The organism is Actinoplanes sp. TFC3 (genome assembly GCF_001553785.1).
Lineage (GTDB): Bacteria > Actinomycetota > Actinomycetes > Mycobacteriales > Micromonosporaceae > Actinoplanes.
Genome location: NZ_LOJP01000001.1, coordinates 2,288,812 through 2,311,447 on the forward strand (window position 1 = coordinate 2,288,812; position 22,636 = coordinate 2,311,447).

The following is a 22,636-nucleotide window of genomic DNA, read 5'->3' on the forward strand; positions in this document are numbered from 1 at the left end:
CGCCGGTAACCGGCACCGGATAGGGTCGCGGCGTGCCCGCATCCCCGTACGTCAAGAACCTGCGCGCCAAGGCCGGCCAGGACCTGATCATGTTTCCGACGGTCAGCGCCGTGGTCCTCAACGACCGCGGCGAGCTGCTGCTCGGGCAGCGCAGCGACAACCACCGCTGGTCGCTGATCGCCGGCATGATGGACCCGGGCGAGCAGCCGGCCGAGGCCGTGGTCCGCGAAGTCCTCGAAGAAACCGGCGTGCACGTCAAGGTCGAGCGGCTGGCCGGGGTGGCCCTGCACCCGGTGGTCTACGGCAACGGTGACCGCTGCGACATGGTGAACACCTGGTATCGCTGCCGGGCGGTCAGCGGGCAGGCCCGGGTCAACGACACCGAGTCGCTGGCTGTGGATTGGTTCGCCCTGGACGCGCTGCCGGCCGACCTCACGCCGTTCGCCCACCATCGCATCCGCACCGCGCTGGACGACTCGCTGCCGGCCTGGTTCGCCCAGCCCGGCGAGCCCCTGCCCGGCAATCAGCCCGTAGCAGGCAGTTAGCTCAGCCACCCGGGGCGGATGATCCCGGCCTCGTACGCCTGCACCACCAACTGAGCCCGGTCGCGCGCGCCCAGCTTGACCATTGTGCGGCTCACGTGGGTCTTGGCGGTGGCCGGGCTGATCACCAGCCGGGCGGCGATCTCGTCGTTCGACAGGCCCTCGCCGACCAGCACCATCACCTCGCGCTCGCGGTCGGTGAGCTGACCCAGCCGTTGCCCCGCTTCCTCCGGCGGCACCGTGGGGCGTCCCCGCCCGCCCGGCGTGGCGAACTCGCCGATCACCCGGCGCGTCACGCTCGGCGACAGCAGCGCGTCCCCGGCCGCCACTGCGCGGATGCCGCGCAGCAGGTCGACCGGCTCGGTGTCCTTGACCAGGAAGCCCGACGCCCCGGTGCGCAACGCTTCGAACACGTACTCATCGAGCTCGAACGTGGTCAGAATGACTACCCTTATGCCGTTCAGCTCGGGGTCGGCGGCGATGCGGCGGGTGGCTTCCAGGCCGTCGACGCCGGGCATCCGGATGTCCATCAGGATGACGTCGGGCCGGGTGGCGGCGGCCAGGCGTACGGCTTCGAGCCCGTCGGCGGCCTCCCCGACCACCTCGAGATCCGGCTCCGCGCTGATCAGCGCGCGGAACCCGGCCCGCACCAGGGCCTGGTCGTCGGCGAGCAGCACCTTGATCATGCGGACTCCGTAACGTGCGTGGGCAGGACGGCCCCGACCAGATAACCACCCTCGGGCACCGGCCCGGCCGTCAGCGTGCCACCCAGCGTCTCCGCCCGTGCGCGCATGCCGGCGATCCCGGTGCCCGACCCGCCGTCGCCGGCCTCGTCGGATTCCGGGCGGGCTGTGCCATCGTTGCGGATGGCCAGGCGCAGCTCGAGCGGGCCGTAGTCGATCGCGATCGTGGCGGACTGGGCCAGGGCGTGGCGCCGGACGTTGGTCAGGGCTTCCTGGATGATCCGGTACGCCGCCCGGTCCACCTCCGGCGGCAGCTCGCGCCGGATCCCGGTCGTCGTGGTGCTGATCGGCAGCCCGGCGTCCGAGGTCAGGTCGGCGAGCCGGTCCAGCCCCAGCGACGGTTGCCGGGGTGCCGCCTCCTGCTCCGGGCGCAGCGCGTCGAGCACCGCCCGTACCTCGCGCAGCGCCTCCGAGCTGGCCGTCTTGATCGCGGTCAACGCCTCGCGGGCCTGCTCGGGGCGGCTGTCCATCAGGTGCAGCCCCACCCCGGCCTGCACGTTGATCAGCGACAGGTGGTGGCCGAGGACGTCGTGCAGCTCGCGGGCGATGCGCAGCCGCTCGTCGGAGGTCTGGCGTTTCTCCTGCTCCTCGTGGGCCCTGGCGCGTTCGGCGTTGACCTTGGCGAGCTGGGCGAAGTAGGCGTCCCGGCTGCGCCCGGCCTCGCCGAGGATCATGGTCAGGAACAGGCCGACTGCGGTCAGGATGAGCACGCGAAGGCTCGGCTGGGACGTCAGCGGGACCCCCAGCGGCTCGGCGGCCAGCTTGGTCACGGTGACGTAGACGAGGTAGGCAGCGGCGGCGACCGGGACAGCGGCGCGGGCGCGGCCCGCCTTCGCCGCGGTGTACAGCGCGATCACCGGGGCGACCAGGAACGTCCAGGCCGGCGGCACCAGGGTGGCGTACGCGATGCTGGCCGCCGCCGCGATCGCGAAGACGAACAGGTGGGCCCGGCGCCGCCAGAGCAGGGCCAGCGGGCCGGCTACCAGCAGCGCGATGCCGATCTTGTCTGCGGGCGCAGCCAGGGCGCCGGCGATGCGAGCGTTGCCGAACAGGTGGAAGCCCAGCGCAACGAACGCGGCGGCCTTGAAGTTGTCGCGGCGCGGACCGGGCCGCCGCTGGGAGTAGGGCCGCCGCGGGTGGTAGCTGGGGTGGATCGGCACGTCAACGACGCTACGGCACCCGGGCGCGGCGGACATCGGACCACGGTGGTGCGACCGGGGGCGTAGGGACCGGCAGTGGCGTACTCCGGTGGACGTACGCGAAGACGCTCTCCCGGGCCGACGCCCGGCGCGAGCGGATCCCGCAGCCTGGAGGCACACGTTTGCAGGAAGGGGATCGACATGACGGAGACCAGCGGCACCCGGATGCGCACGTCCGACGCCGAGCGCGAGCAGGTTGCCACGATTCTGCGGGCCGCGATGGCCGAGGGGCGGCTCTCGCTGGAGGAGGGCGAGGAGCGGCTGAGCAGCGTGTACGCGTCCAAGTACCGCGACGAGCTGGCCCCGCTGACCGCCGATCTGCCCGGCGGTGGACGTCAAGCGCTGCGCGAGACCCCTGAGGCGCGCGCCGCGACACGCCGGGACCTGCGCCGCCACGCGGGATTCGTGATCTTCATCGCGGCCCTGCTGACCGGGTTGTTCCTGCTGTCCAACGCGCACTTCTTCTGGCCTGCCATCCCGCTGACGTTCCTGGTCATCGGGCTGATCCGGCACGCCCGCCACGGCGATCGGCGGCCCCGGTTCAGCCACCGGATGCACGGCGGATGGTGATGTTGGTCTCTCCATAGTGGAAGCGGGGGTCGTTGCCCACCTTGTCCACCGATGCGACAGTGGTGCCCCTGATCGGCATGAGGGGTGGGCAACAACCATGATGGGTCCGTCGCACGCTTTGTCGGGCGCGGCGGTCTGGCTCGCCGGGAGCTGGGCGCTCGACTATTTCGCGGGCTACGAGCAGAGTCCCCTGGCCGTGGCCATTGGCACGACGGTGTGCGCGGGCGGCGCGCTGCTGCCCGACCTCGACCTGTCCGGCAAGGTCACCCGCAATCAGGGCGGCGCCACCGTGGCCCGCACGTTCGGGGTGTTCTCGCTGTTCATCGCCGAGGTGGTCGAGAAGGTGTCGCTGGGCATCTACACCGCGACCAAGCTCAGCAAGGACCCGCGGCGCAACAACGGCCACCGCACCTTCACCCACACGCTGCCGTTCGCCGCGCTGGTCGGGTGGGGCACGACGACGCTCGCGACCTCGTACGGCAAATGGGCAGTTGTCGGCATTATCTTCTTCATGGCCGGGCTCGCCCTGCGGGGATTGTTCGACGAGTGGGCCGAGCGCGCGGGCTGGGTCATCATCACCATCTCGGCCGCCGCGATCGCCTGGTTCACCGCGGCCAACCTGCCCGGCGAGCGGGGTTATCCGATGCTCGGCGCGGCGGTCGCCGTGGGGTGCGTGGTGCACCTGTTCGGCGACATGATCACCAAGAATGGCGTGCCCATCCTGTGGCCCATCCCGCTCAACCGGCGGATGTGGCGGATGATCGGCATCCCCGACGGCATCGCCGTGCAGGTCGGCGGCAAGGTCGAGACCGTCGTGCTCCGGACCGTTTTCACGGTGATCTCGGTGCTGGCCGTCGCCGCGATGTTCGCCCCGCACGTGCTGCGCCAGCTCAACCTGGACGCCCTGAGCAGCGGACCCTGATCAACTCTCGTGTTCGTCCGTTAATGTTTTAGCCGTGGCTGAAGGGGAGCGTGAGCGCCTGGCGCAGGCTGACGCAGGCGAGCAGCCATGGCGCGCCTGGGGTCCCTACCTGGCCGAGCGCGCCTGGGGCACCGTGCGGGAGGACTACAGCGAGCACGGCACCGCCTGGGATTACTTCCCGCACGACCACGCCCGCTCGCGGACCTACCGGTGGAACGACGACGGCATGGCCGGGCTCAGCGACGACCGGCAGACGTTCTGCTTCGCCTTGGCGCTGTGGAACGGGCGCGACCCCATCCTCAAGGAACGCATGTTCGGCCTTGGCGGGGATGGCGGCAACCACGGCGAGGACGTCAAGGAATACTGGTGGTACCAGGACTCCACCCCCACGCACAGCTGGATGACCTGGCGTTACCACTACCCGCAGGCCGCTTTCCCGTACGACGAGCTGGTAGCCGTCAACGGCCGGCGCTCGCGTGACGAGCCGGAATACGAGCTGGTCGACACCGGCGTCTTCGACGAGGACCGGTTCTGGGCGGTGACCGTCGACTACGCCAAGGCCTCGCCGCGTGACACCTGCATCCGCATCACCGTGTCCAACCGGGGTCCCGGCGAGGCCACCCTGCACGTGCTGCCATCGCTGTGGTTCCGCAACACCTGGTCCTGGGGTGCGGCCAACCGCCCCGTCCCGGTGCTCACCGGCACCCCCGGCCGGCTGACCGGCGAGCACCGCAGCCTCGGGCACCTCGAGTTGCGCGGCGAGGGCGAGCCGGCCGCCCTGATGTGCGACAACGAGACCAACTCGCAGCGCCTGTGGGGTCAGCCGGGCACGAGCACGTACCCGAAGGACGGCATCAACGATTATGTGGTCTCCGGCGCCCCGACCGTCAACCCGGCGGGCACGGGCACCAAGGGCGCGCTGCACTACGAGGTGACCCTCGGGCCGGGGGAGACGCGCGAGATCCGGCTGCGGCTGGCCGAGACAGACGCTCCACCTTCGTTGGATCTGGGCCCCTCATATGAAGAGATCATCACCAAGCGCAAGGCCGAGGCCGACGCCTTCTTCGCCGAGCTGATCCCGGCGGCGGCCAGCGCGGAGGAAGCGGCGGTCGCGCGGCAGGGCATCGCCGGGCTGATGTGGGGCAAGCAGTTCTACCACTTCGACGTCAAACAATGGCTGCACGGCGACCCCGGCTCGGCTCCCCCGCCACCGGGCCGGCGCTACGGGCGCAACAACGCCTGGTGGCACATGAACAGCTTCGACGTCATCTCGATGCCGGACCCGTGGGAATACCCCTGGTACGCCGCCTGGGACCTGGCCTTCCACTGCGTCACGATCGCGCGCGTCGACCCCGGGTTCGCCAAGGCCCAGCTGCTGCTGTTGCTGCGCGAGTGGTACATGCACCCCAACGGCCAGATCCCCGCCTACGAGTGGGCGTTCGGCGACGTCAACCCGCCCGTGCACGCCTGGGCGGCGCTGCGCGTGTTCGAGATCGACGGCGGGCGTGACCACGACTTCCTCGCCCGGATCATGCACAAGCTGCTGCTCAACTTCACCTGGTGGGTCAACCGCAAGGACGTGGGCGGCAACAACGTGTTCGAAGGCGGCTTCCTCGGGCTGGACAACGTCGGCCCGTTCGACCGCTCGGCCGCGCTGCCGGTCGCCGGGGTGCTCGAACAGTCCGACGGCACCGGCTGGATGGCCATGTACGCGCTCAACCTGCTCGACATCTCGATCCGGCTGGCGCTGCACGACCGCACCTACGAGGACATGGCGACCAAGTTCTTCGAGCACTTCGCCTACATCGCCGAGGCCGCGTACCAGCAGGGTCTCTGGGACGACGAGGACTGCTTCTTCTACGACGTGCTGCGCCTGCCCGACGGGCACCGGATGCCGCTCAAGGCCCGCTCGATCGTCGGCCTGCTCCCGCTCGCGGCCACCACGCGGCTGTCCGCCGGCACCCTCACCCGCCTGCCCGAGCTGGGGGCGCGGTTGCGCTGGCTGCTGGCCAACCAGCCCGACTACGGCGACGTGATCAGCGCACGGCGGCTGTCCCCGGACGGTCGCCAGCAGCGGCTGCTGTCGATGGTGGGGCAGGACCAGTTGATGCGGATCCTGGCCCGGATGCTCGACCCCGAGGAATTTCTCTCCCCGTACGGCCTCAGAACGCTCTCCCGCTCCCACGCGGAGAAACCTTTCACGGTCTCGCTCGGCGGCTCGGACTTCACCGTCGGTTACGAGCCCGCCGAGAGCACCAGCGGGCTGTTCGGCGGCAACTCCAACTGGCGTGGCCCGATCTGGATGCCCACCAACTTTCTGCTGGTCGAGGCGCTGCGCGAGTTCGCCGCGTTCTACGGCGACGACCTACAGGTCGAATATCCGACCGGCTCGGCCACCAAGTGCTCGCTGACCGCGGTGGCCGACGACCTGTCCCGCCGGTTGATCTCGCTGTTCGTGCCGGACTCGTGGGGCCGGCGCCCGATCTACGGCGCGAACGAGCTCTTCCAGACCCACCCGGACTGGAAGGACCTGGTCGCCTTCCCCGAGTATTTCCACGGCGACAACGGCGCGGGCCTGGGCGCCTGGCACCAGACCGGCTGGACCGCCCTGGTCGTCGACCTGATCCTCACCCTGCACCGACCCGAACCACCTAGCCCGTCTTGATCTCGGGGGTGCAGTTCTCCCGGTAGGGGTCGGCGCGCCACAGGCAGACCTGCAGCGTCACCGCCCGGCCGTTGATGGTGGTGGGGACGGCCGGGCTGTGCACGTAGTTGCGGTTGTCGACGGCCAGGTCGGTGCCGCAGGAGTGCCAGGGGCCGTCGGTGAAGCGCCAGCGGATCCGGCTGCCGCCCGCTTCCGGGGCGTTGTCGTCCGAGCCGGCGCGACCCCAGTAGTACGTGCGGCCGTTGCGGCGGGCGTAGCGGGCCGAGCCGTTCATGGCGTCGAAGTCCAGGGTCGGGTCGAGCCGGGTGGCGGCCTTGTCGTCGAACGTGGTGGGCGTACCGATGATGATTTCGCCCGGGTCGGCGCCGGCGGTGCAGGCGGCGTCGGACTTGTCGGGATCGTCGCGCAGGACCAGGAACGTGCCGACGCCCACGCCGAGCACCAGCGCCACGGCCAGCATGATGAGCAGGGGGCGGCGGGGGTTGCGGACCGGCCGGTCGATGGGCAGTGGGCGTTCGATCACCTCGGTGCGGGTGGGGGCCGGCTGCAACTCGCCCTCCAGCACTGGCTCGGGCAGCAGACGCGGCGCTCGCTGATCGGCCTCCTCGGCGCTCTTGACCAACGCGGCAACGCGTTCGCTGGCTACGCTCAGTTGCCGTTCGGCAGCGGTGTCCGGGGGATCCCCGGCGATCAGCTGCGCGGCCCTGGCGACCGCCACCACCGCGATCGGGTTGGTGAGGTAGCGCAGATCGCCGGCCAGCACGGCCCCCACGACGTCCTTGTCCATCGACAGCCCCGGCGCCAGCCGGTGCGTGCCGATCACCTCGGCGAGATGGCGCAGCGAGGCTGGGCGGCGCCGGCGTTTGGGCACCGGGCGCCCCGGTGGCGGGTGGTATACCCCGTCGCGCCCGGCCCGGGTCACCGCTGCGCCGAGGTTCGACGTCAGTAACTGGGCCGCCTCGTGGACCTGGGCCCACCACGGCTCGACCGGCTCCATCATGCTCGTGATGCCCCCGTTCAGCAATCGACGCCGACCATTGTGTCAGAGCACGTCTATCTGTCTACCGCAGACAGATAGGCCGAGGTCAGGGACATCTCGAGGTTGCTGGGCGGCAGCCTGCGGGCCGAGCATCGAACTCGTCGCCGGGACGTCCGGCGGCGGTTTGTCTCCACTTAGGAGGACCCATGTCCAAGCCGAAGCGGATCACCCAGGCGCTGGCAGTGGCCGGCGCCGGCCTCGCGCTCGCCGTCTCCGCCGGAGCCACCGGCGCCCACGCCGCCACCGCGACCGCAGCTGGCGCACCGAGCGCGTCGGCCGCGGCGGCGTGCGTGTCGCTGGTGGGCACCTACAGCGACGGCTTCTCGAAGTACGGCACGGTCCGCAACATCTGCAGCGGGACGTACTCTTTCTACTTCGTGATCAACAACTGGCCGGACACCGGCTGCTTCTCGATCGGTGGCAACCAGACCAAGAGCTACCGTACCGGCGGCATCGCCAGCCCGGCGGCGGCCCGGACCGCCTACTGCTGATTACTGTCCGTCAACGCTGACGCGAGAGCCGGGCGCCGAAACGGGGGTGTCCGGCTCCCGCGCAGGGGGGTTTCTAGAATCGGTTGATGGAGTTCGGTGCCGGCGTGGCTGCGCTCCGGGCCGGGGTACGTGATCGAGCAGGAGCCGGCGTCATGGGAGCGGGCGACCGGTGAGTTCACCTGCCGCTGAGCTGTTCTCGTCGGTGCGAGTGGCGCGGCTGGCCACGGTCACGCCGGACGGGGCACCTCATCTCGTACCCATCGTCTTCGCTGTTGTCGGGCAGGTCATCCACACGGCGGTGGACGGCAAACCCAAGCGGCACCGGCGGCTGCAACGGCTGGCCAACATCGAGCGCGAACCGCGGGTGAGCGTGCTCGCCGACCACTACGACGACGACTGGGACATGCTGTGGTGGGTTCGCGCCGACGGCCTCGCCACGATCGTCAATGAACCCGAACCCGCCCTGCTCAGCCGCTACCCGCAGTACGCCGAAACCCCGCCACCCGGCCCCTTCCTGCGCATCCACGTCACCACCTGGACGTCCTGGTCGAGCACCTAGGCACTCTGAGTACGCCGACTCAAGAGAGCAGCCCTCACTCTCCGCGACGATCAACGGCGTGACCGCGTACCCGTGCCCCTTCTGTTCTTGCGAAGCGACCCTGACCACCGGCTGCCCCGGCTGTGGCCGCGGCCCGGACCCCGATGCCGCCGAGGTTGTCCGGCTGGACGCCGAGATCCCGGTGCTGACCGCTCGGCTCGCCACTGCTCGGCAAGCGGTTGGCGTTGCGGATGCGGTTCTGCGCAAGGCGTGGCAGCAGCGGGAGGCTGCAGCGGCAAAGGTCCGCGCGGCGGTGGCCGGCTACCAGCACGCGCCGGCGACGACGGCTCCGATCACCACGGCGGCGGGGGAGGCCTCCACCCGGCTGGTGCAGAACACCCTGTTCACGCTGGGTGGGGTGCTGCTGGCGGTGGCCGCGATCGTGTTCACCGCCGTCGCCTGGTCGCAGTTCGGGCTCAAGGGCCGCGCGGGGCTGCTCGGCGTGGCCACCGTTGTCGCGCTGGTCGCACCGCTGTTCGCGCTGCGCCGCAAGCTGCGGGCCAGCGCCGAGACCTTCGCGGCGGTCGGGTTGCTGCTGGTGCTGCTGGACGGGTACGCCGCCTGGTACGTCAACCTGTTCGGGCTCGCCCACACCACGGCCCTGGGCTATGCGGGAGCGGTGTTCGCCGTGACCGCCGCGATCGCCGCCGGCTACGAGCACCTGACCGGTCTGACCGGCCCGCGGTACGCCGCTCTGGTGCTGGCCCAACCGGTGCTGCCGCTGGTGGTGGCGCCCTCGCATCCCGGAACGGCCGGGTGGGCGTACACGATGACGCTTGTTGCCGCCGCAAACCTGATGATCTTCCGCCTGGGCCGCTCGGTCCGGTTCGTCGCCTACGGTTTCGGGCTGGCCGCGCTGGCCCTGGCTGCCCTGCTCTCGCTCACCGGTCTGGCGGTTGCCTCAGCCACCGGATCGGCTGCCCTCTCGGCATTCGCCCTGCTCGCGGCGGCTGCGGTGCTCGCGGCGGCCCACCGGTCCTGGAGTGTTGCGCTCGCCGTGATCGCGCTGGCGATCGGCGGCGGACGGGTGGCGGCGATCGCCTCCGGCGGCTTCTGGGCGCCGATCCTGCTTGCGCTGATCGTGACCGTCCTGGCCGTTGCCGCCACGCTTGTCCCTTCACCGGTACGCCGGGCAGCCCGCTTCGGTGCGTTGGTGTCGCTCGGTGTGCCGGTCGTAGCGGCGCTGACCGTGTTCGCCGGGACCGTCGTGTTCGGATGGTCGGACTGGCGGTTGCCGGTGGTGATCGCGGTGCTGACCGTGGGCGTTGCGGTGCTGCGGCCCCGCGTTGACGTGGTCCTCAGCGGTGTGGCTCTGACCGGGCTGGCGGCGTTGGCTGCGGTGGTCGGCTCCCGGGTGCCGTGGCCCGTCGTCGCGGTGGCCGCGGTGGTGACCGGGTTGGGGGCGCTCGTGCTGGCCGCCCTGCTGGCCGGGAACCGGTGGGCTGTTCCCGCCGGGGCCGGGGTGCTCACCGTTGGTCCGGGGCTGGCCGGGGCGGCGATCTCGGACACGGCGACGCTGGTGGCGTTTGGGTTGACGGTGGTCGCGGGTGGCGTGGCCGCTGCTCAGGGCCGGGTTTTACCGGTGCGGGTAGCCGGTGTGGTGAGTGCGGTGCTGGCCGCGTTCGTGGAGGCCGTCGTCGCTGGTCGCCGGGCCGGGCTGGAGTGGCGCGGGATTGCCTTCGTCCTGCTGGGGACCGCGGCTGCGATGCTGGCGGTTGGCGTACTGGTCACCTTGCGCCGGCGCGGTGCCGAGGGGCGTGTGTTGCAGGCCGCCGGGCACGGGGGAGCGCTGCTGGCGGTGCTGCTGATGGGCGACTCGGGGCGGTACATGGCCGCGGTGTGCACGTTCTGGGGTGTTGCTCTCGGGTTGCGGGCGCTGGTCCGGGCGGCCGGTGCTTGGCGTCAGCATGTGATCGCGGCCGCCGTTGTTGAGCTGGCTGCGGCGTGGATGCTGCTGGCGGCTTCGGACGTTGCGGTGGTGGAGGCGTACACGATTCCCGCGGCGGTCGTGGCTCTGCTGGCCGGCTTGCTGCTGCGGCGTGGACTGTCGAGCTGGGCTGCCTACGGTCCGGCGCTGGCTGCGGCCCTGCTGCCCACCCTGATGACCGTGCTGGTGCAGGAGGGTGAACCGCTGCGCCGCCTGCTGCTGGGCCTGGCCGCGCTGGCACTCACGGTTGTCGGCGCCCAGATGCGGCTGCGGGCGCCGGTGGTCGCGGGTGGAGTGACGCTGGTTGTGCTCGCCCTGCATGAAGCGATCCTGGTGTGGGACTTGCTGCCGCGCTGGATCCCGCTAGCGGCGGCCGGCCTGCTGCTGGTTGGGCTCGCCATGACCCTGGAACGCCGTCGCCGCGACATGGCCCGGCTGCGTGCCGCCCTGACCCGGATGGGTTGAGCTACCCCGAACCCGCCGCGCCCGCGGGTAGGCCATGATGACCTCATGGCGGTGGCAACGGCGTTCACCAACCTGCTCGGCGTGCGGCATCCGATCGCGCTGGCGCCCATGGGCGGTTCGGCCGGTGGGGCACTGGCAGCGGCGGTGTCGCGCGGCGGCGGGCTCGGGCTGCTGGGCGGCGCGTTCGGCGATCCGGAGTGGCTCGCGCGCGAGACGCCGATCGTGGCGGAAACCGGGCTGCCGTGGGGCGCCGGCTTCCTGACGTGGGCCGTCACACTCCCAGCCATAGAACAGGTCCTACGGTACGAACCCAGCGCGCTGATGTTCTCCTTCGGCGACCCGAGCCCGTTCGTCGCAGCCGTGCACGCGGCCGGCGTCAAGGTCATCCTCCAGGTCACCGATCTCGACGAGGCACGGCTGGCCCTCGACCTGGGTGCCGACGTGATCGTGGCCCAGGGCACCGAGGCCGGTGGCCATGGCGCGCACCGGGGACGATCGGTACTTGCGTTCGTACCGGCCGTCGTGGATCTTGCCGGGTCCGTTCCTGTGCTGGCCGCCGGTGGCATCGCTGACGGGCGTGGCGTAGCCGCTGTGCTCGCGGCCGGCGCGGCGGGGGCGCTGATCGGCACGCGTTTCCAAGCCTCCGCGGAGGCCCTGGTCGCACCGGGCGTGACCGCGGCACTGGTACGGGCCGGCGCCGCGGACACCGAGCGGAGCCGGATCCTGGACTTCGCCCGCGGCTCAGCCTGGCCGGGGCGCTACAGCGCTCGTACGCTCGCCCACCCCTATCTGGACCGATGGCGGGGGCGGGAGACCGAACTCGCCGCGGACGCCCAGGCCCAGCAGGATTACCGGAATGACGTGGCCCGGGGAGTCATCCCGGCGCTGCCGATCTGGGCCGGCGAGGGCGTCGATCTGATCACCGACGTGCCGCCCGCGCAGGAGCTGGTCACCAGGCTGGCGGCACAGGCCGAGGAGGCGCTGGAGTGGATCCGGGCCAACCGCCGGTGAAGCCGGACCCAGCGCCGGACCGTCTTCAGCGCAACTTTGCCCGCAGCTCCACGGCGGCCGGATGGTCAAGGCTGTCGTAGATGGTCAGCGAGCTGCGCCAGGCGTCGCGGGCCCGGGACACATCGCCCGCGGTCTCGTGGGCGTCGCCGATGTGCGCGAGGATTTCCGCCTGGTGCGGTGTGGACCCGGACGCCCGGTATTCCTCCAGTGAATCCGACAAGCAGCGCAGCGCTTCTTCGTGGTTGCCGAGCCGGCTGTGCGCATATCCCAAGCTGTCCAGCGCCGCGCCGAGCCCGGCATGGTCGCCGGCGTCCATGTCCCTGGTCAGAGCTACCGCCTCGATGCCGTACGCCACAGCGGCCGCGTAGTCGCCGAGCTGTGAATGGGACCACCCCACCGCGTTGAGTGCGTCGGCTTCCCGAGCCCGGTTGCCAGCTTCGCGGAACAGCCGGAGCGCCTTCTCGTAGTGTTCGAGCGCCTCCCGGTGCCGGTTCAGCGATTGCAGCACCGCACCGGTGTTGAGACAGCAGCGCGCCAGGCCGGAGCTGTCGCCGAGCGCCTCGTTCAGCGCGAGCGCGTGCTGCAGATGGTCGAGCGCCGTGGCTGGGTCGCCGTCGGAGAAGTAGGCGCCGGCCAGCTCGTTGTGCGTGCGGACCTGTCGTTCGCGATCACCGAGCCGGTCGGCGGCGGCCATGGCGAGGTGCTGCACGCTCACCCAGTCCTCGCCCAGGGCCTTGCGGTGCAGGTAGGTCGACATCTCGAACGCCAGGTGCCACACATGCACGTCCTGCCCGGCGTTCCTGGCCTGGTGCAGGACCGCCAGCAGCACTGCGTGCTCGGCGCTGAACCAGGCCAGCGCCTCCTCGGCCCCGCGCGGTGCATCGTCGAGCAGCGTTCCCGGGGGCGGTGCCGGCGTGGCGAGGGCGTTGCGGTGGGTTGCCAGAGCGCGATCGCCGGCCTGGGCGGTGTGGAGGTAGTGGCCCTGCATGCGGCGTACCGCGGCGTCGCGATCGTCCGGGCTCTCCTGCTGGTACGCCCGGTCCGAGGCGTACACCCGCAGCAGATCGTGAAAGGCGAACCGGCCGGGATCCCGCTCGCTGAGCAGGCTGGCCGCGGTCAGTTCGGCGAGCAGCAACCGGGTCCGTACCAGCGGCTCCGCGGCCAGACTTGCCGCTGCCGCAACCGAAACGTGCGGCCCGGGATGCAACCCCAGCAGGCGGAAAAGGCGCGCCGCGGCCGGGCTCAAGGTCCGGTAGGACCACGAGAACACCGCCCGTACGTCCGCAGCTGGATCGCCCACCGACAGGGTGTCCAACCGCCCTTGGGCGTCCCGCAGCTCGGCGGCCAGCTTGTCCAGCGGGACATCGGGCCGGGTCGTGGCGAGCGCGGCTGTGATGGTCAAAGCCAGCGGCAGCCGGGCGCAGTGCGCGATGATCTCCTCGACCGCCGCCGGTGCCCCGGCGAGCCGGTCCGCACCCAAGCGCCGGGCCAGCAGCTGATACGCCTCGTCCTCGCTGAGCAGGTGCAGCCCGAGCGGGTGCGCGCCGTGCCGGACGACCAGGCCGGCCAGGTCGTCGCGGCTGGTCACCACCACGAGGCAGCCGCGCGAGCCGGGCAGCAGCGGGTGCACCTGGGAGGCGTCGCGGGCGTTGTCGAGCAGCACCAGGATGCGCCGGTCGGCGAGCAGGCTGCGATACAACGCGGCCCGCTCGTCCACTGACGCCGGGATGCGTTCCGGGTGGACGCCGAGCGCGCCGAGGAAGCCGTGCAGCACCGCGGCCGGGTCGCGTACGGTGCCGCCGGGGTCGAAGCCGCGCAGGTCGGCGTGCAACTGGCCGTCGGGGAAGCGGTCCCGCACCCGGTGCGCCCAGTGCACGGCAAGCGCGGTCTTGCCGATGCCGCCCGAGCCGGACAGCGCGATCGCTGGCGGCCGGTTGCCGGGGGCGGCGGTGAGGGCGTCGAGGGTGTGCAGGTGAGCGGCGCGTCCAACGAAGCCGTACACGTCCGGCGGCAGTTGCGCAGGAATCGGCTGAGCCGTCCCGGTCGGCGTCGAAGCTCCCAACAGGTGGGTGCGGGCCTCGCCGTGGACCTGCAACGCGTCGGCGAGCATCCGGGTGGTGGCCGGGCGGGGCGTGCGCTTGCCGGTCTCGATCATCCGGACCGTCTTGACGTCGATTTTCGCGCGTTCGGCCAGCTCTTCCTGGGTGAGGCCGAGTTCCCGCCGACGTGCGCGCACCTGGTCCCCGAACACCAACGCCCCCTGAACGCCCGGTGGGCGCCCTGGAAACGCCCCTTGTGTTGAGCGACCGTAACCATACGCAGTTCAATGCCCCGCACCGGCATGCGTTTACGGGGGCGTATGCCGGTCGGGGCGGGCGTACGTTGGCGGTATGGAAATCCGCACGCTCGGGCGCAGCGGTTGCGCCGTCTCAGCCCTGTGCCTCGGCACGATGACCTTCGGCGCCGAATCCAGCGAGGATGTCGCGCACGCCCAGCTCGACCGGTTCGCCGAGGCGGGCGGCACGTTCGTCGACACCGCCGACGTGTACGCCGCGGGGGAATCCGAGAGCATCATTGGCCGCTGGTTTGCCGACCGGCCGGCCGAGCTGACCGACCGGATCGTGCTCGCGACCAAGGGCCGGTTCCCGATGGGCCAGGAACCGAACGCGCTGGGGCTGTCCGCGCGGCACCTGACCCGCGCGCTGGCCGACTCGCTGCGCCGGCTCGGACGCGACAGCGTCGACCTCTATCAGGCGCACTCGTGGGATCCGGTGACCCCGCTGGAGGAGACGCTGCGCACGCTCGACGGGTTCGTGCGCGCCGGGAAGATCCGCTACTACGGGTTCTCCAACTTCACCGGGTGGCAGCTGACCAAGGCTGTGCACCTGGCCCGCGAGCTGGGGCTGGCTGCCCCGGTCACCCTGCAACCGCAGTACAGCCTGCTGGTGCGCGAAATCGAGTGGGAGATCGTGCCGGCGGCTCAGGACGCGGGCCTGGGCCTGCTGCCGTGGAGCCCGCTGGGCGGCGGGTGGCTGTCGGGCAAGTACCGGCGGGATCAGCGGCCGCAGGGGGCAACCCGGCTCGGCGAGGACCCGGGCCGCGGGATGGAGGCGTGGGATCGGCGGGGCTCCGACCGTACCTGGAAGGTGATTGACGCCGTGCAGAGCATTGCCGAGGCCCGCAAGGTCTCGATGGCCGAAGTGGCGCTGGCCTGGGTCACCGGACGTCCCGGGGTGACCTCAACGATCCTGGGTGCGCGCACGGTCGAGCAGTTGGACGCGAATTTGAGGGCCGCGGAGCTGCACCTCGATGAGGAGGAGACCGCGGCCCTCGATGCCGTCAGCGACCCGCAACCGCCGGACTACCCCTACGGCGCGCTCGGGGTCGACCAGCGCAGCCGGTCACTCAACCAGCGGTAAGCCCGGCCGCCCGGCCCTCGTGCAGGGTCATGTTGCGCCCGGTCGACGGGTCGAACAGGTGGATCTTGTCGAGGTTGAGCCACACGCGGGCGTCGGTGCCCTCGCGCACGCGGGATTCGGCCGACAGGCGCGTGACGAGCCCACTCTGGTCGGGCAGGTCCGCGCCACCCGCGTCGGCGGCGAGGTCCTGCAGATCCTCGGAGGCGACAGCGCCATTCTCCAGGGAGAAGTAGACATATTTGTCGGAGCCCATCGACTCGACCAGGTCGACAGGGGCGTTGAAGGTGAAGCCGTTGGGCAGTTGCGCCTCGTCGACCAGGTGGGCGTCCTCGAAGTGCTCGGGCCGGATGCCGACGATCAACTGGCGCGGCGCGTCGGCTCCGCTGAGGCTGCGCCGGACCCGGTCGCCGAGGGGCAGGTCGCCGAGCGGGGTCCGCAGCACGCCCTCCTCAGCGGTGGCGGGCAGGAAGTTCATCGACGGCGAGCCAATGAACCCGGCGACGAACAGGTTGACCGGGTTGTCGTACAAGGTCTGGGGGTCGCCGACCTGCTGGATGTACCCGGCGCGCATGACCACGACGCGATCACCAAGGGTCATGGCTTCGGTCTGGTCGTGGGTGACGTAGACGGTGGTCGTACCCAGTTGTTTTTGCAGGCGGGAAACCTGGGTCCGCATCTGCACCCGCAGCTTGGCATCCAGGTTGGACAGCGGCTCGTCCATCAGGAATGCTTTGGGGTTGCGCACGATGGCCCGGCCCATGGCCACCCGCTGGCGCTGCCCGCCGGACAGGTTCGCCGGTTTGCGGTCGAGATATTCGGTCAGCTCCAGCACCTTGGCCGCCTCGGCCACCTTCTTGTCGATCTCGGCCTTGGGCAGCTTGGCCAGCTTGAGCGGAAAACCCATGTTGTCGCGCACGGTCATGTTCGGATACAGCGCGTACGACTGGAACACCATCGCGATGTCCCGGTCCTTGGGCGCCTTGTCGTTGACCCGCTGACCGGCGATGCGCAGCTCCCCGGAGGTGATGTCCTCCAGCCCGGCGATCATGTTGAGAGTTGTCGACTTCCCGCAACCGGACGGGCCGACCAGGATGATGAACTCGCCGTCGGCGATCTCCAGGTCGATGCCGTGCACCGCGGTGGTGCCATCCGGGTAACTCTTTGTCACCTTGTCGAGAACGATGTCAGCCATGCCAGCACCTAACCCTTCACGGCGCCGGAGGTCAGCCCGGCGACGATGCGCTTCTGGAAGAACAGCACGAAGAGAATGATCGGGATCGTGATGACCACGGCGGCCGCGGAGATGGCGCCGGTGGGGTCCTCGAACTGCGAGGCGCCGGTGAAGAACGACAGCGCCACCGGCACCGTGCGGGACTGCTCGGTCGAGGTCAGCGAGATGGCGAACAGGAAGTCGTTCCAGCAGAAGATGAACACCAGGATCGCGGTGGTGAACACCCCCGGCGCGGCCAGCGGGGCGATCACCCGGCGGAACGCCTCACCCTGGGTGGCGCCGTCCATCTTGGCGGCCTTCTCCAGATCCCACGGGATCTGTTTGAAGAACGCCGACAGCGTGTAGATCGCCAGCGGCAGCGCGAAGGTGATGTACGGCAGGATCAGTCCGGGCCAGGTGTCGAACAGCCCGGTCTGGCGCTCGATGTTGAACAGCGGCGACACCAGCGACACCTGCGGGAACATCGCGATCAGCAGCGACACCCCGACCAGCAGGCTCTTGCCCGGGAAGTCCAGGCGACTGATCGCATAGGCGGCCATCGTGCCCAGCACCACCGCGATCAGCGTGGCGATCAGCGCGATGCCGATCGAGTTGATCAGCGCCCGGACGAACTGGTCGGTGGAGAAGATGGTCCGGTAGTTCTCCAGCGTCCATTCCCGCGGGATGAAGTTGCCGTCGGTCAGCGTGGCCGTCGTCTTGAACGACAACGACATGATCCACAGCACCGGGATCAGCGCGAACACGATGACGACGGCGTCCAGCACGCCCCACTTGAGCTTGGCCGGCATCTAGCGCCTCCCGTCGTCGGAGCTGCCCGGGGCAGCCGTGCCGAACAGCTTCACGAAGATGAACGCGATGATCGCCACGGTGATGAAGATGAGCACCGACATCGTCGAGCCGATGCCCAGGTTGAGCCCGCGGATCAGGTTGTTGTAGGCGATCATCGAGACCGAGGACGTCTCGTTGGCCCCGGCGGTCAGCACATAGATGTTGTCGAACACGCGCAGCGCGTCCAGGGTGCGGAACAGCAGCGCGACCAGGATGGCCGGCTTCATCACCGGCAGCATGACCTTGGTGAACCGCTGCCACCAGGACGCGCCGTCCATCGAGGCGGCCTTGAGCAGATCATCGGGTACGAGGGCCAGGCCGGCCATCAGCAGCAGCGCCATGAACGGCGTGGTTTTCCAGATCTCGGCCAGGATGATGATGGTCAGCGCGCTGCCGCGTTCGGTCAGCGGCGCACCGTCCGGAGTGATCAGGTTCGCCAGGTAGCCGGTGCCCGGGGTCCAGGCATAACGCCAGCTGAACGCGGCGACGACGGTGACGATGCCGTACGGGATCAGCGCATTGGTCCGTACGAGTCCCCGCCCGACCAGCGTTCGGTGCATGATCAGCGCCAGGGCCATCCCCAGCACCAGCTCGACCACCACCGACACCACGGTGATCAGCATCGTGACGCCGAACGCGGTCCACCAGTAGCTGTTGGACAGCACGGTCACGTAGTTCTCGAACCACACGAACTGCCGGTCGGCCGGGAACCGCAGGTCGTAGCGCTGCAGCGACAGCCAGAACGAATACAGGATCGGGTACGCGGTGACGGCGACCATCACGATCGCTGCGGGCGCGCACAACAGCCAGCCGAGTTTGCGTTCCTGCCGCTTGCCCTCGCTCAGCGGTGCCTTGCGGCGGTGCCGGGTGGCCGTGCGGCTCTGCTGGGTCTGCTGGGCGGTCTGCTCGCTGGTCGCCGCAGAACCGGGGGTGGTGGATCCGATGCTCACGGGAGGACCCCCTTGGAATCGATGGCGTCCTGGATGGCCTTCTTGAGATCCGTCGCGGTCTGCTGCGGCGCGATCGACGACGGCGGCGACAGCCCGGCCGAGACCACTGTCGAGACGTTCTGGTACGCCGGCGTCAACGGGCGCGGCACAGCGTCCTTGAGCTCCTCGAGAATGGCGTCCTTCATCGGGTACGCCTTCGTCATCTCCGGGTCGTTGTAGACGTTCTCCAGGCTCGGCGGCTGCCCGGCCTTGATCGCCAGGAACTTCTGGTTGTCCGCGTTGCGCAGGCACTTCACCGCGTCCACGGCCAGATCCGGATGTTTGCTGTACGAGCTGACGGCCAGATTCGACCCGCCGATGGTCACCTTGCTCGGGGTGTTCGCGTCGATGGACGGGTACCGCGCCCACGTCACGTCCGGGGCGAGCTGCGGCGCGTCACTCTGCAACGCCGAGTACACGTACGGCCAGTTGAGCTGGAACGCCCCGCCGCCGTTCTGGAAGGCCAGGCGCACGTCGTCCTCGATGGCGTTGGAGAACGACGGGCTGGTCACCCCGGCGGTGGCGAAGCGCTGCATCACCTGCAACGCGGTCACCGCGCCCTGGTCCATCGCTGCGCTCCTGCCGTCGTCGCTGACCACGTGCCCGCCTGCGCTGGCGACGAGGTTGTTGAACAGCACGACCAGGCCCTCGTACTGCGCGCCCATGGTCAGCACCTGGTACGGCTTGCCCTGCGCCTTGAGCTGCAGGGCGGCGTCGATCATCTCGTTCCACGTCCTGGGTGGCGTGGGCACGAGGTCCTTGCGGTACCAGAGCAACTGGACGTTGGTGTTGTTCGGGGCGGCGTACAGCTTGTCCGCATAGGTGGCGGACGCGAGCGGCCCGGCCAGCGTCCCGTTCTCGATCTCGGAGCGGTCCGCGCCGGTGAACTCGCGGATCCACTTGGCGCTGGCGAACTCCTGGGTCCACGTCACGTCGAGCCCGAGAATGTCCATGCTGTCGTCCTCGGCGGCGAGCCGGCGCACCATCTGCACGCGCTGGTCGTCGGCCGCCCGGGGCAGCACCTGGTAGACGATGCGGTAGCGCCCGGCCGCAGCCTGGTTGCAGTTGTCGATCACCGTCTGCATGTCCTGCACCGGGAACTGGTAGAGGTTGAGGGTCGGGGTCCCGCCCTCGTCGTCCGATCCGCAGGCCGTCAGCGGGGCCAGCAGGGCCAGTGCGGCCCCCGCGGCGAGCAGTCTGGTGGATAGAGCCATTGACCCTCCCGATAGTGATCTTCGTCACTAAGGTCACGTTGCCCCACCCTAACGAGAAACAAACACGAAATGCATCGACAACTATGCGCAGAGTGATCAACGCCGCCGTGGGCCGGCCTAGGATCAATGGCATGGAAGCCACCTATTTCTTTGATCCGGCCTGCCCTTTCACCTGGAACACCTCGCGCTGGCTGGTTACCGTCGCCGCCGAACGCGGTGTCACGCTGCGCTGGCGGGCGTTCAGCCTGTCGATCCTCAACGGTGGCAACACCCCGGCGCAGTACAAGCCCATGATGGACGCCTCCAGCCGGGCATTGCGCCTGGTGGAGGCGTTGCGCGCGGACAACCGTCACGACGACATCGCGGTGTTCTACACCGAACTCGGCACCCGGACGTTCGAGGCGGAGGCCCCGCTCAGCGACGAGATCGTTGAGCAGGCTGCTGAGGCGGCCGGGATCTCCGACGCGAAAACCGTGCTCGACGACGCGGCATGGGATCAGAATGTGCGCGAGTCGCACGAGTTCGCGTTCGGCTCGGCCGGCCCCGACATCGGCTCGCCGGTCCTGCTGATCGAGGGCGCCGAACGCGGCGTGCACGGCCCGATCATCAAGGGGGTGCCCGAGCGCGAGGAGGCATTGGCCATCTGGGACGCTACGGTGCCGCTGGCGCGCAGCCGGACCTTCTTCGAACTCAAACGGGGACGGCAGTGAAGCAACCGGTTTGACGGCGGGCCGGGCATGGGTACAAGCGACGCGCCGTCAGCCACCTATGGGGGGATTGCACCATGATCGAGCCACACGTCACCCTGGACCCCGACAAGCTCGGCCCGGTCGAGGAAAAGCTGCGCGGCCCGCTGGAGCAGCAGCTCACCTCGGCGATGAAGGCCGCTACGGAGAAGGTCTCGCACGACTACGCGGGAGAGCCGGTGGATCAGGTGGCCGAGGAGATCCTCGACGAGACCAAGGCCGGTCTGCACCACGACATCGCCGAGGCGTTCGTCCCCGACCAGCGCGAACTCCACCGGGTTGCCGAAGCCGTCGTGCGGGAAGCCTGATCTGCGCGACGCTTACTGTGCGCAACGCTTGCTTCGCGCGGCGACTGTTTCGCCCGGCGCTTACCTCGCGTGGCGCTTCTCTTTCGCAGCCCGAGCCCGCTTCCAGGCGGGCTCGGGCGCGGTTTTCAGGTCGGTTGGAGCACGGTTTCAGGCCGGCTCGGGCACGGCTCCGGGGTTGTCGTCCGGGGCCGCGTCGGGGTCGGTGAAGGGTACGTTGCCCGGGTCGTCCGGTCCAGGCATCGGCTCGACCGGCGCCGGCGGTAGCGTCTCCGGGGTGTCGGGGGAGAGCACACCCGGGTCGTCCGGGATCGGCTCGGCCGGGTCAATCGGCGGGTAGTTGTCCGGGTTCGGTCCTGGTTGCACCATGCCCCTTCACCTGCCCGGCCCAAGCTGATCTCAATCCCCCCGCCGCAGGGCATCCTTCAGCAGCCGGTCGAGCTTGGCGGCCCGGCCCGGGTGGCGGTGCGAGACCCAGGCAACCCGCCCCATCAGGTACGCCCGGAAGTCCGCCTTCCCCTCCCGGTTCGCCGCTTCGAGTCCCCGCCGGGCCGCATCGTGCAGGATGGCGCGCAGATGGTCGTACTCGCCCCGGGGTACCGCCGGATGTTCGTTGACCACCAGCCCGGCGAGGCGCTGCTGGTCACCGCGGCCCCGGATGCGCGTCTTGGCCGGGTGCAGCCGGAAGCCCTCATCCTTGACCACCGCGGCGAGCGCGTCGAGGTTCAGGGCGCGCGGACCGGAGAACGCCAAGTCGTCGGCATAGCGGGTGTAGGTGAGCCCGAACCGCGCGGCGAGACCGGTCAGCCGCCGGTCGAGCCGGAACGCGACCAGGTTGGCCAGCGCGGGGGAGCACGGCGCACCCTGTGGCAGATGCCCCTCCCGGAGCAGGGTACGCGTGCTGCCGGGCCGGCCGCGGAGCACATCGATCGGGGTCCGGGTGGTGGTCAGCGCGGTCAGCGCATGCGCCACCGGCTCGGGGTAACCGGCCAGGCGGAACAGCCCGTAGCTGCGCTGAGCCGTGATCGAGGAGAAGAACGCAGCCAGGTCGGCCCGGACCACCATGCGCTGCCCGGCGTGCGGCGCCGCGTACGTGTGCACACTGCGCCCCGGCACGAACCCGTGCGCAGCGGGATGCACCGGAATCCGCCCGAGTAACTCATCCAGTAGCCGCCGCTGCAACGCGCGCAGCCGGGGTTTCGGTGCCTCGATCAGCCGGTGCGGCAGCCATACGTACCGGTAATGGCGCAGCCGCTCGTCACGGGCGTGCCGGTTGATCTCCTTGCGGTCGGCGAACCAGTCCAGCTCGTCCCCGCTCACCTCGAGGAAATCGGCAAGCGCGCCCAGATCGTTCAGTTGCGGCGTGTCCCAGCGCATCCGGACCACCCGCGCCGGCGCCGCCCGCCGCACCACAACCGGATGCGGCTGGACCCGGCGGTCCAGGAAGGCGGCCAACTCCCGGGGCCGATCGAGCGGAGGATGCGGGTACGCCCGCAGCACCCGAGCCACCACCGGCCGCAGCCACCACGGGCGGGCACCGAGCACCTCGGCCCCCGCCCGCACCAGCCCAGCCACCACCACGCCACGCCCGCCTGAGCCGTTCCGAGAGGCTGAGCCGCTTCGAGAGGCTGAGCCGCTTCGAGAGGCTGGGCCGCTTCGAGAGGCTGGGCCGCTTCGAGAGGCTGGGCCGCTTCGAGAGGCTGAGCCCTCGGGCCAGGAGCCGTTGGCGTTG

At 70.2% G+C, this 22,636-nt stretch carries 21 protein-coding genes; 11 read left to right on the forward strand and 10 right to left on the reverse strand.

Annotated features, from left to right (window positions below):
• The first annotated feature begins 32 nt into the window (after nucleotides 1–32).
• On the forward strand, nucleotides 33–545 hold the full coding sequence (locus TFC3_RS10490) for an NUDIX domain-containing protein (RefSeq protein ID WP_153040169.1): 513 nt from the start codon (nucleotides 33–35) through the stop codon (nucleotides 543–545).
• On the opposite strand, the gene TFC3_RS10495 is transcribed toward TFC3_RS10490, so the two are convergent.
• Complete coding sequence (locus TFC3_RS10495; protein ID WP_067498732.1) at nucleotides 542–1,228, reverse strand: response regulator transcription factor; 687 nt, start codon at nucleotides 1,226–1,228, stop codon at nucleotides 542–544. The genes TFC3_RS10490 and TFC3_RS10495 overlap by 4 nt on opposite strands.
• Nucleotides 1,225–2,445: a sensor histidine kinase gene (locus tag TFC3_RS10500; RefSeq protein WP_236718062.1), complete on the reverse strand. Its 1,221-nt coding sequence runs from the start codon at nucleotides 2,443–2,445 to the stop codon at nucleotides 1,225–1,227. Before TFC3_RS10500 ends, TFC3_RS10495 begins: the two co-directional genes overlap by 4 nt.
• Before the next feature lie 180 nt (nucleotides 2,446–2,625).
• Between TFC3_RS10500 and TFC3_RS10505 the strand changes: the two genes are divergently transcribed.
• The 3 genes from TFC3_RS10505 to TFC3_RS10515 all read left to right on the forward strand — a co-directional run bounded on the left by TFC3_RS10505 (nucleotide 2,626) and on the right by TFC3_RS10515 (nucleotide 6,641).
• On the forward strand, nucleotides 2,626–3,054 hold the full coding sequence (locus tag TFC3_RS10505; RefSeq protein WP_067498736.1) for a DUF1707 domain-containing protein: 429 nt from the start codon (nucleotides 2,626–2,628) through the stop codon (nucleotides 3,052–3,054).
• Between the two features lie 97 nt (nucleotides 3,055–3,151).
• The gene (locus tag TFC3_RS10510; RefSeq protein WP_067498738.1) at nucleotides 3,152–3,976 is read left to right on the forward strand and encodes a metal-dependent hydrolase; all 825 of its coding nucleotides are present in this window, start codon (nucleotides 3,152–3,154) and stop codon (nucleotides 3,974–3,976) included.
• Between the two features lie 34 nt (nucleotides 3,977–4,010).
• Nucleotides 4,011–6,641 carry a glucosidase gene (locus TFC3_RS10515; protein ID WP_067498740.1) on the forward strand — a complete coding sequence of 877 codons (2,631 nt, stop codon included), beginning with the start codon at nucleotides 4,011–4,013 and terminating at the stop codon, nucleotides 6,639–6,641.
• Here TFC3_RS10515 and TFC3_RS10520 read toward each other — a convergent pair.
• Nucleotides 6,628–7,641, reverse strand: coding sequence for a hypothetical protein (locus tag TFC3_RS10520; RefSeq protein WP_067498742.1), 1,014 nt, complete (start codon nucleotides 7,639–7,641; stop codon nucleotides 6,628–6,630). The two genes, TFC3_RS10515 and TFC3_RS10520, sit on opposite strands and share 14 nt — an antisense overlap.
• Nucleotides 7,642–7,826: 185 nt before the next feature.
• On the opposite strand from TFC3_RS10520, the gene TFC3_RS10525 reads away from it, so the two are divergent.
• The 4 genes from TFC3_RS10525 (at nucleotide 7,827) to TFC3_RS10540 (ending at nucleotide 12,172) form a co-directional block, all read left to right on the forward strand.
• Nucleotides 7,827–8,171: a hypothetical protein gene (locus TFC3_RS10525; protein ID WP_067498744.1), complete on the forward strand. Its 345-nt coding sequence runs from the start codon at nucleotides 7,827–7,829 to the stop codon at nucleotides 8,169–8,171.
• A gap of 169 nt (nucleotides 8,172–8,340) precedes the next feature.
• Complete coding sequence (locus tag TFC3_RS10530; RefSeq protein ID WP_067498746.1) at nucleotides 8,341–8,730, forward strand: TIGR03668 family PPOX class F420-dependent oxidoreductase; 390 nt, start codon at nucleotides 8,341–8,343, stop codon at nucleotides 8,728–8,730.
• Between the two features lie 58 nt (nucleotides 8,731–8,788).
• Nucleotides 8,789–11,161 carry an SCO7613 C-terminal domain-containing membrane protein gene (locus tag TFC3_RS10535; RefSeq protein WP_067498748.1) on the forward strand — a complete coding sequence of 791 codons (2,373 nt, stop codon included), beginning with the start codon at nucleotides 8,789–8,791 and terminating at the stop codon, nucleotides 11,159–11,161.
• Nucleotides 11,162–11,206: 45 nt separating this feature from the next.
• Complete coding sequence (locus TFC3_RS10540) at nucleotides 11,207–12,172, forward strand: nitronate monooxygenase family protein (protein ID WP_067498751.1); 966 nt, start codon at nucleotides 11,207–11,209, stop codon at nucleotides 12,170–12,172.
• A gap of 25 nt (nucleotides 12,173–12,197) precedes the next feature.
• On the opposite strand, the gene TFC3_RS10545 is transcribed toward TFC3_RS10540, so the two are convergent.
• Nucleotides 12,198–14,408 (reverse strand): tetratricopeptide repeat protein, encoded by a 2,211-nt coding sequence (locus tag TFC3_RS10545; protein WP_161952564.1) that lies wholly within the window; start codon nucleotides 14,406–14,408, stop codon nucleotides 12,198–12,200.
• Between the two features lie 154 nt (nucleotides 14,409–14,562).
• Here TFC3_RS10545 and TFC3_RS10550 point away from each other — a divergent pair, with 154 nt between their 5' ends.
• Entirely contained in the window at nucleotides 14,563–15,591 is a 1,029-nt protein-coding gene (locus tag TFC3_RS10550; protein WP_067498755.1) for an aldo/keto reductase, read from the forward strand.
• Here the strand turns inward: TFC3_RS10550 and TFC3_RS10555 are convergent.
• Genes TFC3_RS10555 through TFC3_RS10570 form a run of 4 tightly spaced genes read right to left on the reverse strand, consistent with a single transcriptional unit; the run spans nucleotide 15,578 to nucleotide 19,853 of the window.
• Nucleotides 15,578–16,783, reverse strand: a complete 1,206-nt coding sequence (locus tag TFC3_RS10555) for an ABC transporter ATP-binding protein (RefSeq protein WP_067498757.1) — start codon at nucleotides 16,781–16,783, stop codon at nucleotides 15,578–15,580. The genes TFC3_RS10550 and TFC3_RS10555 overlap by 14 nt on opposite strands.
• 8 nt (nucleotides 16,784–16,791) lie before the next feature.
• The gene (locus tag TFC3_RS10560; protein ID WP_067498759.1) at nucleotides 16,792–17,610 is read right to left on the reverse strand and encodes a carbohydrate ABC transporter permease; all 819 of its coding nucleotides are present in this window, start codon (nucleotides 17,608–17,610) and stop codon (nucleotides 16,792–16,794) included.
• A complete protein-coding gene (locus tag TFC3_RS10565; RefSeq protein ID WP_067498761.1) occupies nucleotides 17,611–18,600 on the reverse strand; it encodes a carbohydrate ABC transporter permease in 990 nt (329 codons plus the stop codon). It abuts the gene before it with no gap.
• Nucleotides 18,597–19,853, reverse strand: a complete 1,257-nt coding sequence (locus tag TFC3_RS10570; protein ID WP_067498763.1) for an ABC transporter substrate-binding protein — start codon at nucleotides 19,851–19,853, stop codon at nucleotides 18,597–18,599. Before TFC3_RS10570 ends, TFC3_RS10565 begins: the two co-directional genes overlap by 4 nt.
• A 92-nt stretch (nucleotides 19,854–19,945) precedes the next feature.
• On the opposite strand from TFC3_RS10570, the gene TFC3_RS10575 reads away from it, so the two are divergent.
• Both TFC3_RS10575 and TFC3_RS10580 read left to right on the forward strand, forming a co-directional pair.
• Complete coding sequence (locus TFC3_RS10575) at nucleotides 19,946–20,563, forward strand: DsbA family protein (protein WP_236718063.1); 618 nt, start codon at nucleotides 19,946–19,948, stop codon at nucleotides 20,561–20,563.
• 74 nt (nucleotides 20,564–20,637) lie between these two features.
• Nucleotides 20,638–20,907: a hypothetical protein gene (locus TFC3_RS10580; protein ID WP_067498767.1), complete on the forward strand. Its 270-nt coding sequence runs from the start codon at nucleotides 20,638–20,640 to the stop codon at nucleotides 20,905–20,907.
• 147 nt (nucleotides 20,908–21,054) lie between these two features.
• Here TFC3_RS10580 and TFC3_RS10585 read toward each other — a convergent pair whose 3' ends face one another.
• Nucleotides 21,055–21,273: a hypothetical protein gene (locus tag TFC3_RS10585; RefSeq protein WP_067498769.1), complete on the reverse strand. Its 219-nt coding sequence runs from the start codon at nucleotides 21,271–21,273 to the stop codon at nucleotides 21,055–21,057.
• A 30-nt stretch (nucleotides 21,274–21,303) separates the two neighbouring features.
• Complete coding sequence (locus TFC3_RS10590; RefSeq protein ID WP_067498771.1) at nucleotides 21,304–22,485, reverse strand: reverse transcriptase family protein; 1,182 nt, start codon at nucleotides 22,483–22,485, stop codon at nucleotides 21,304–21,306.
• Between the last annotated feature and the right edge of the window lie 151 nt (nucleotides 22,486–22,636).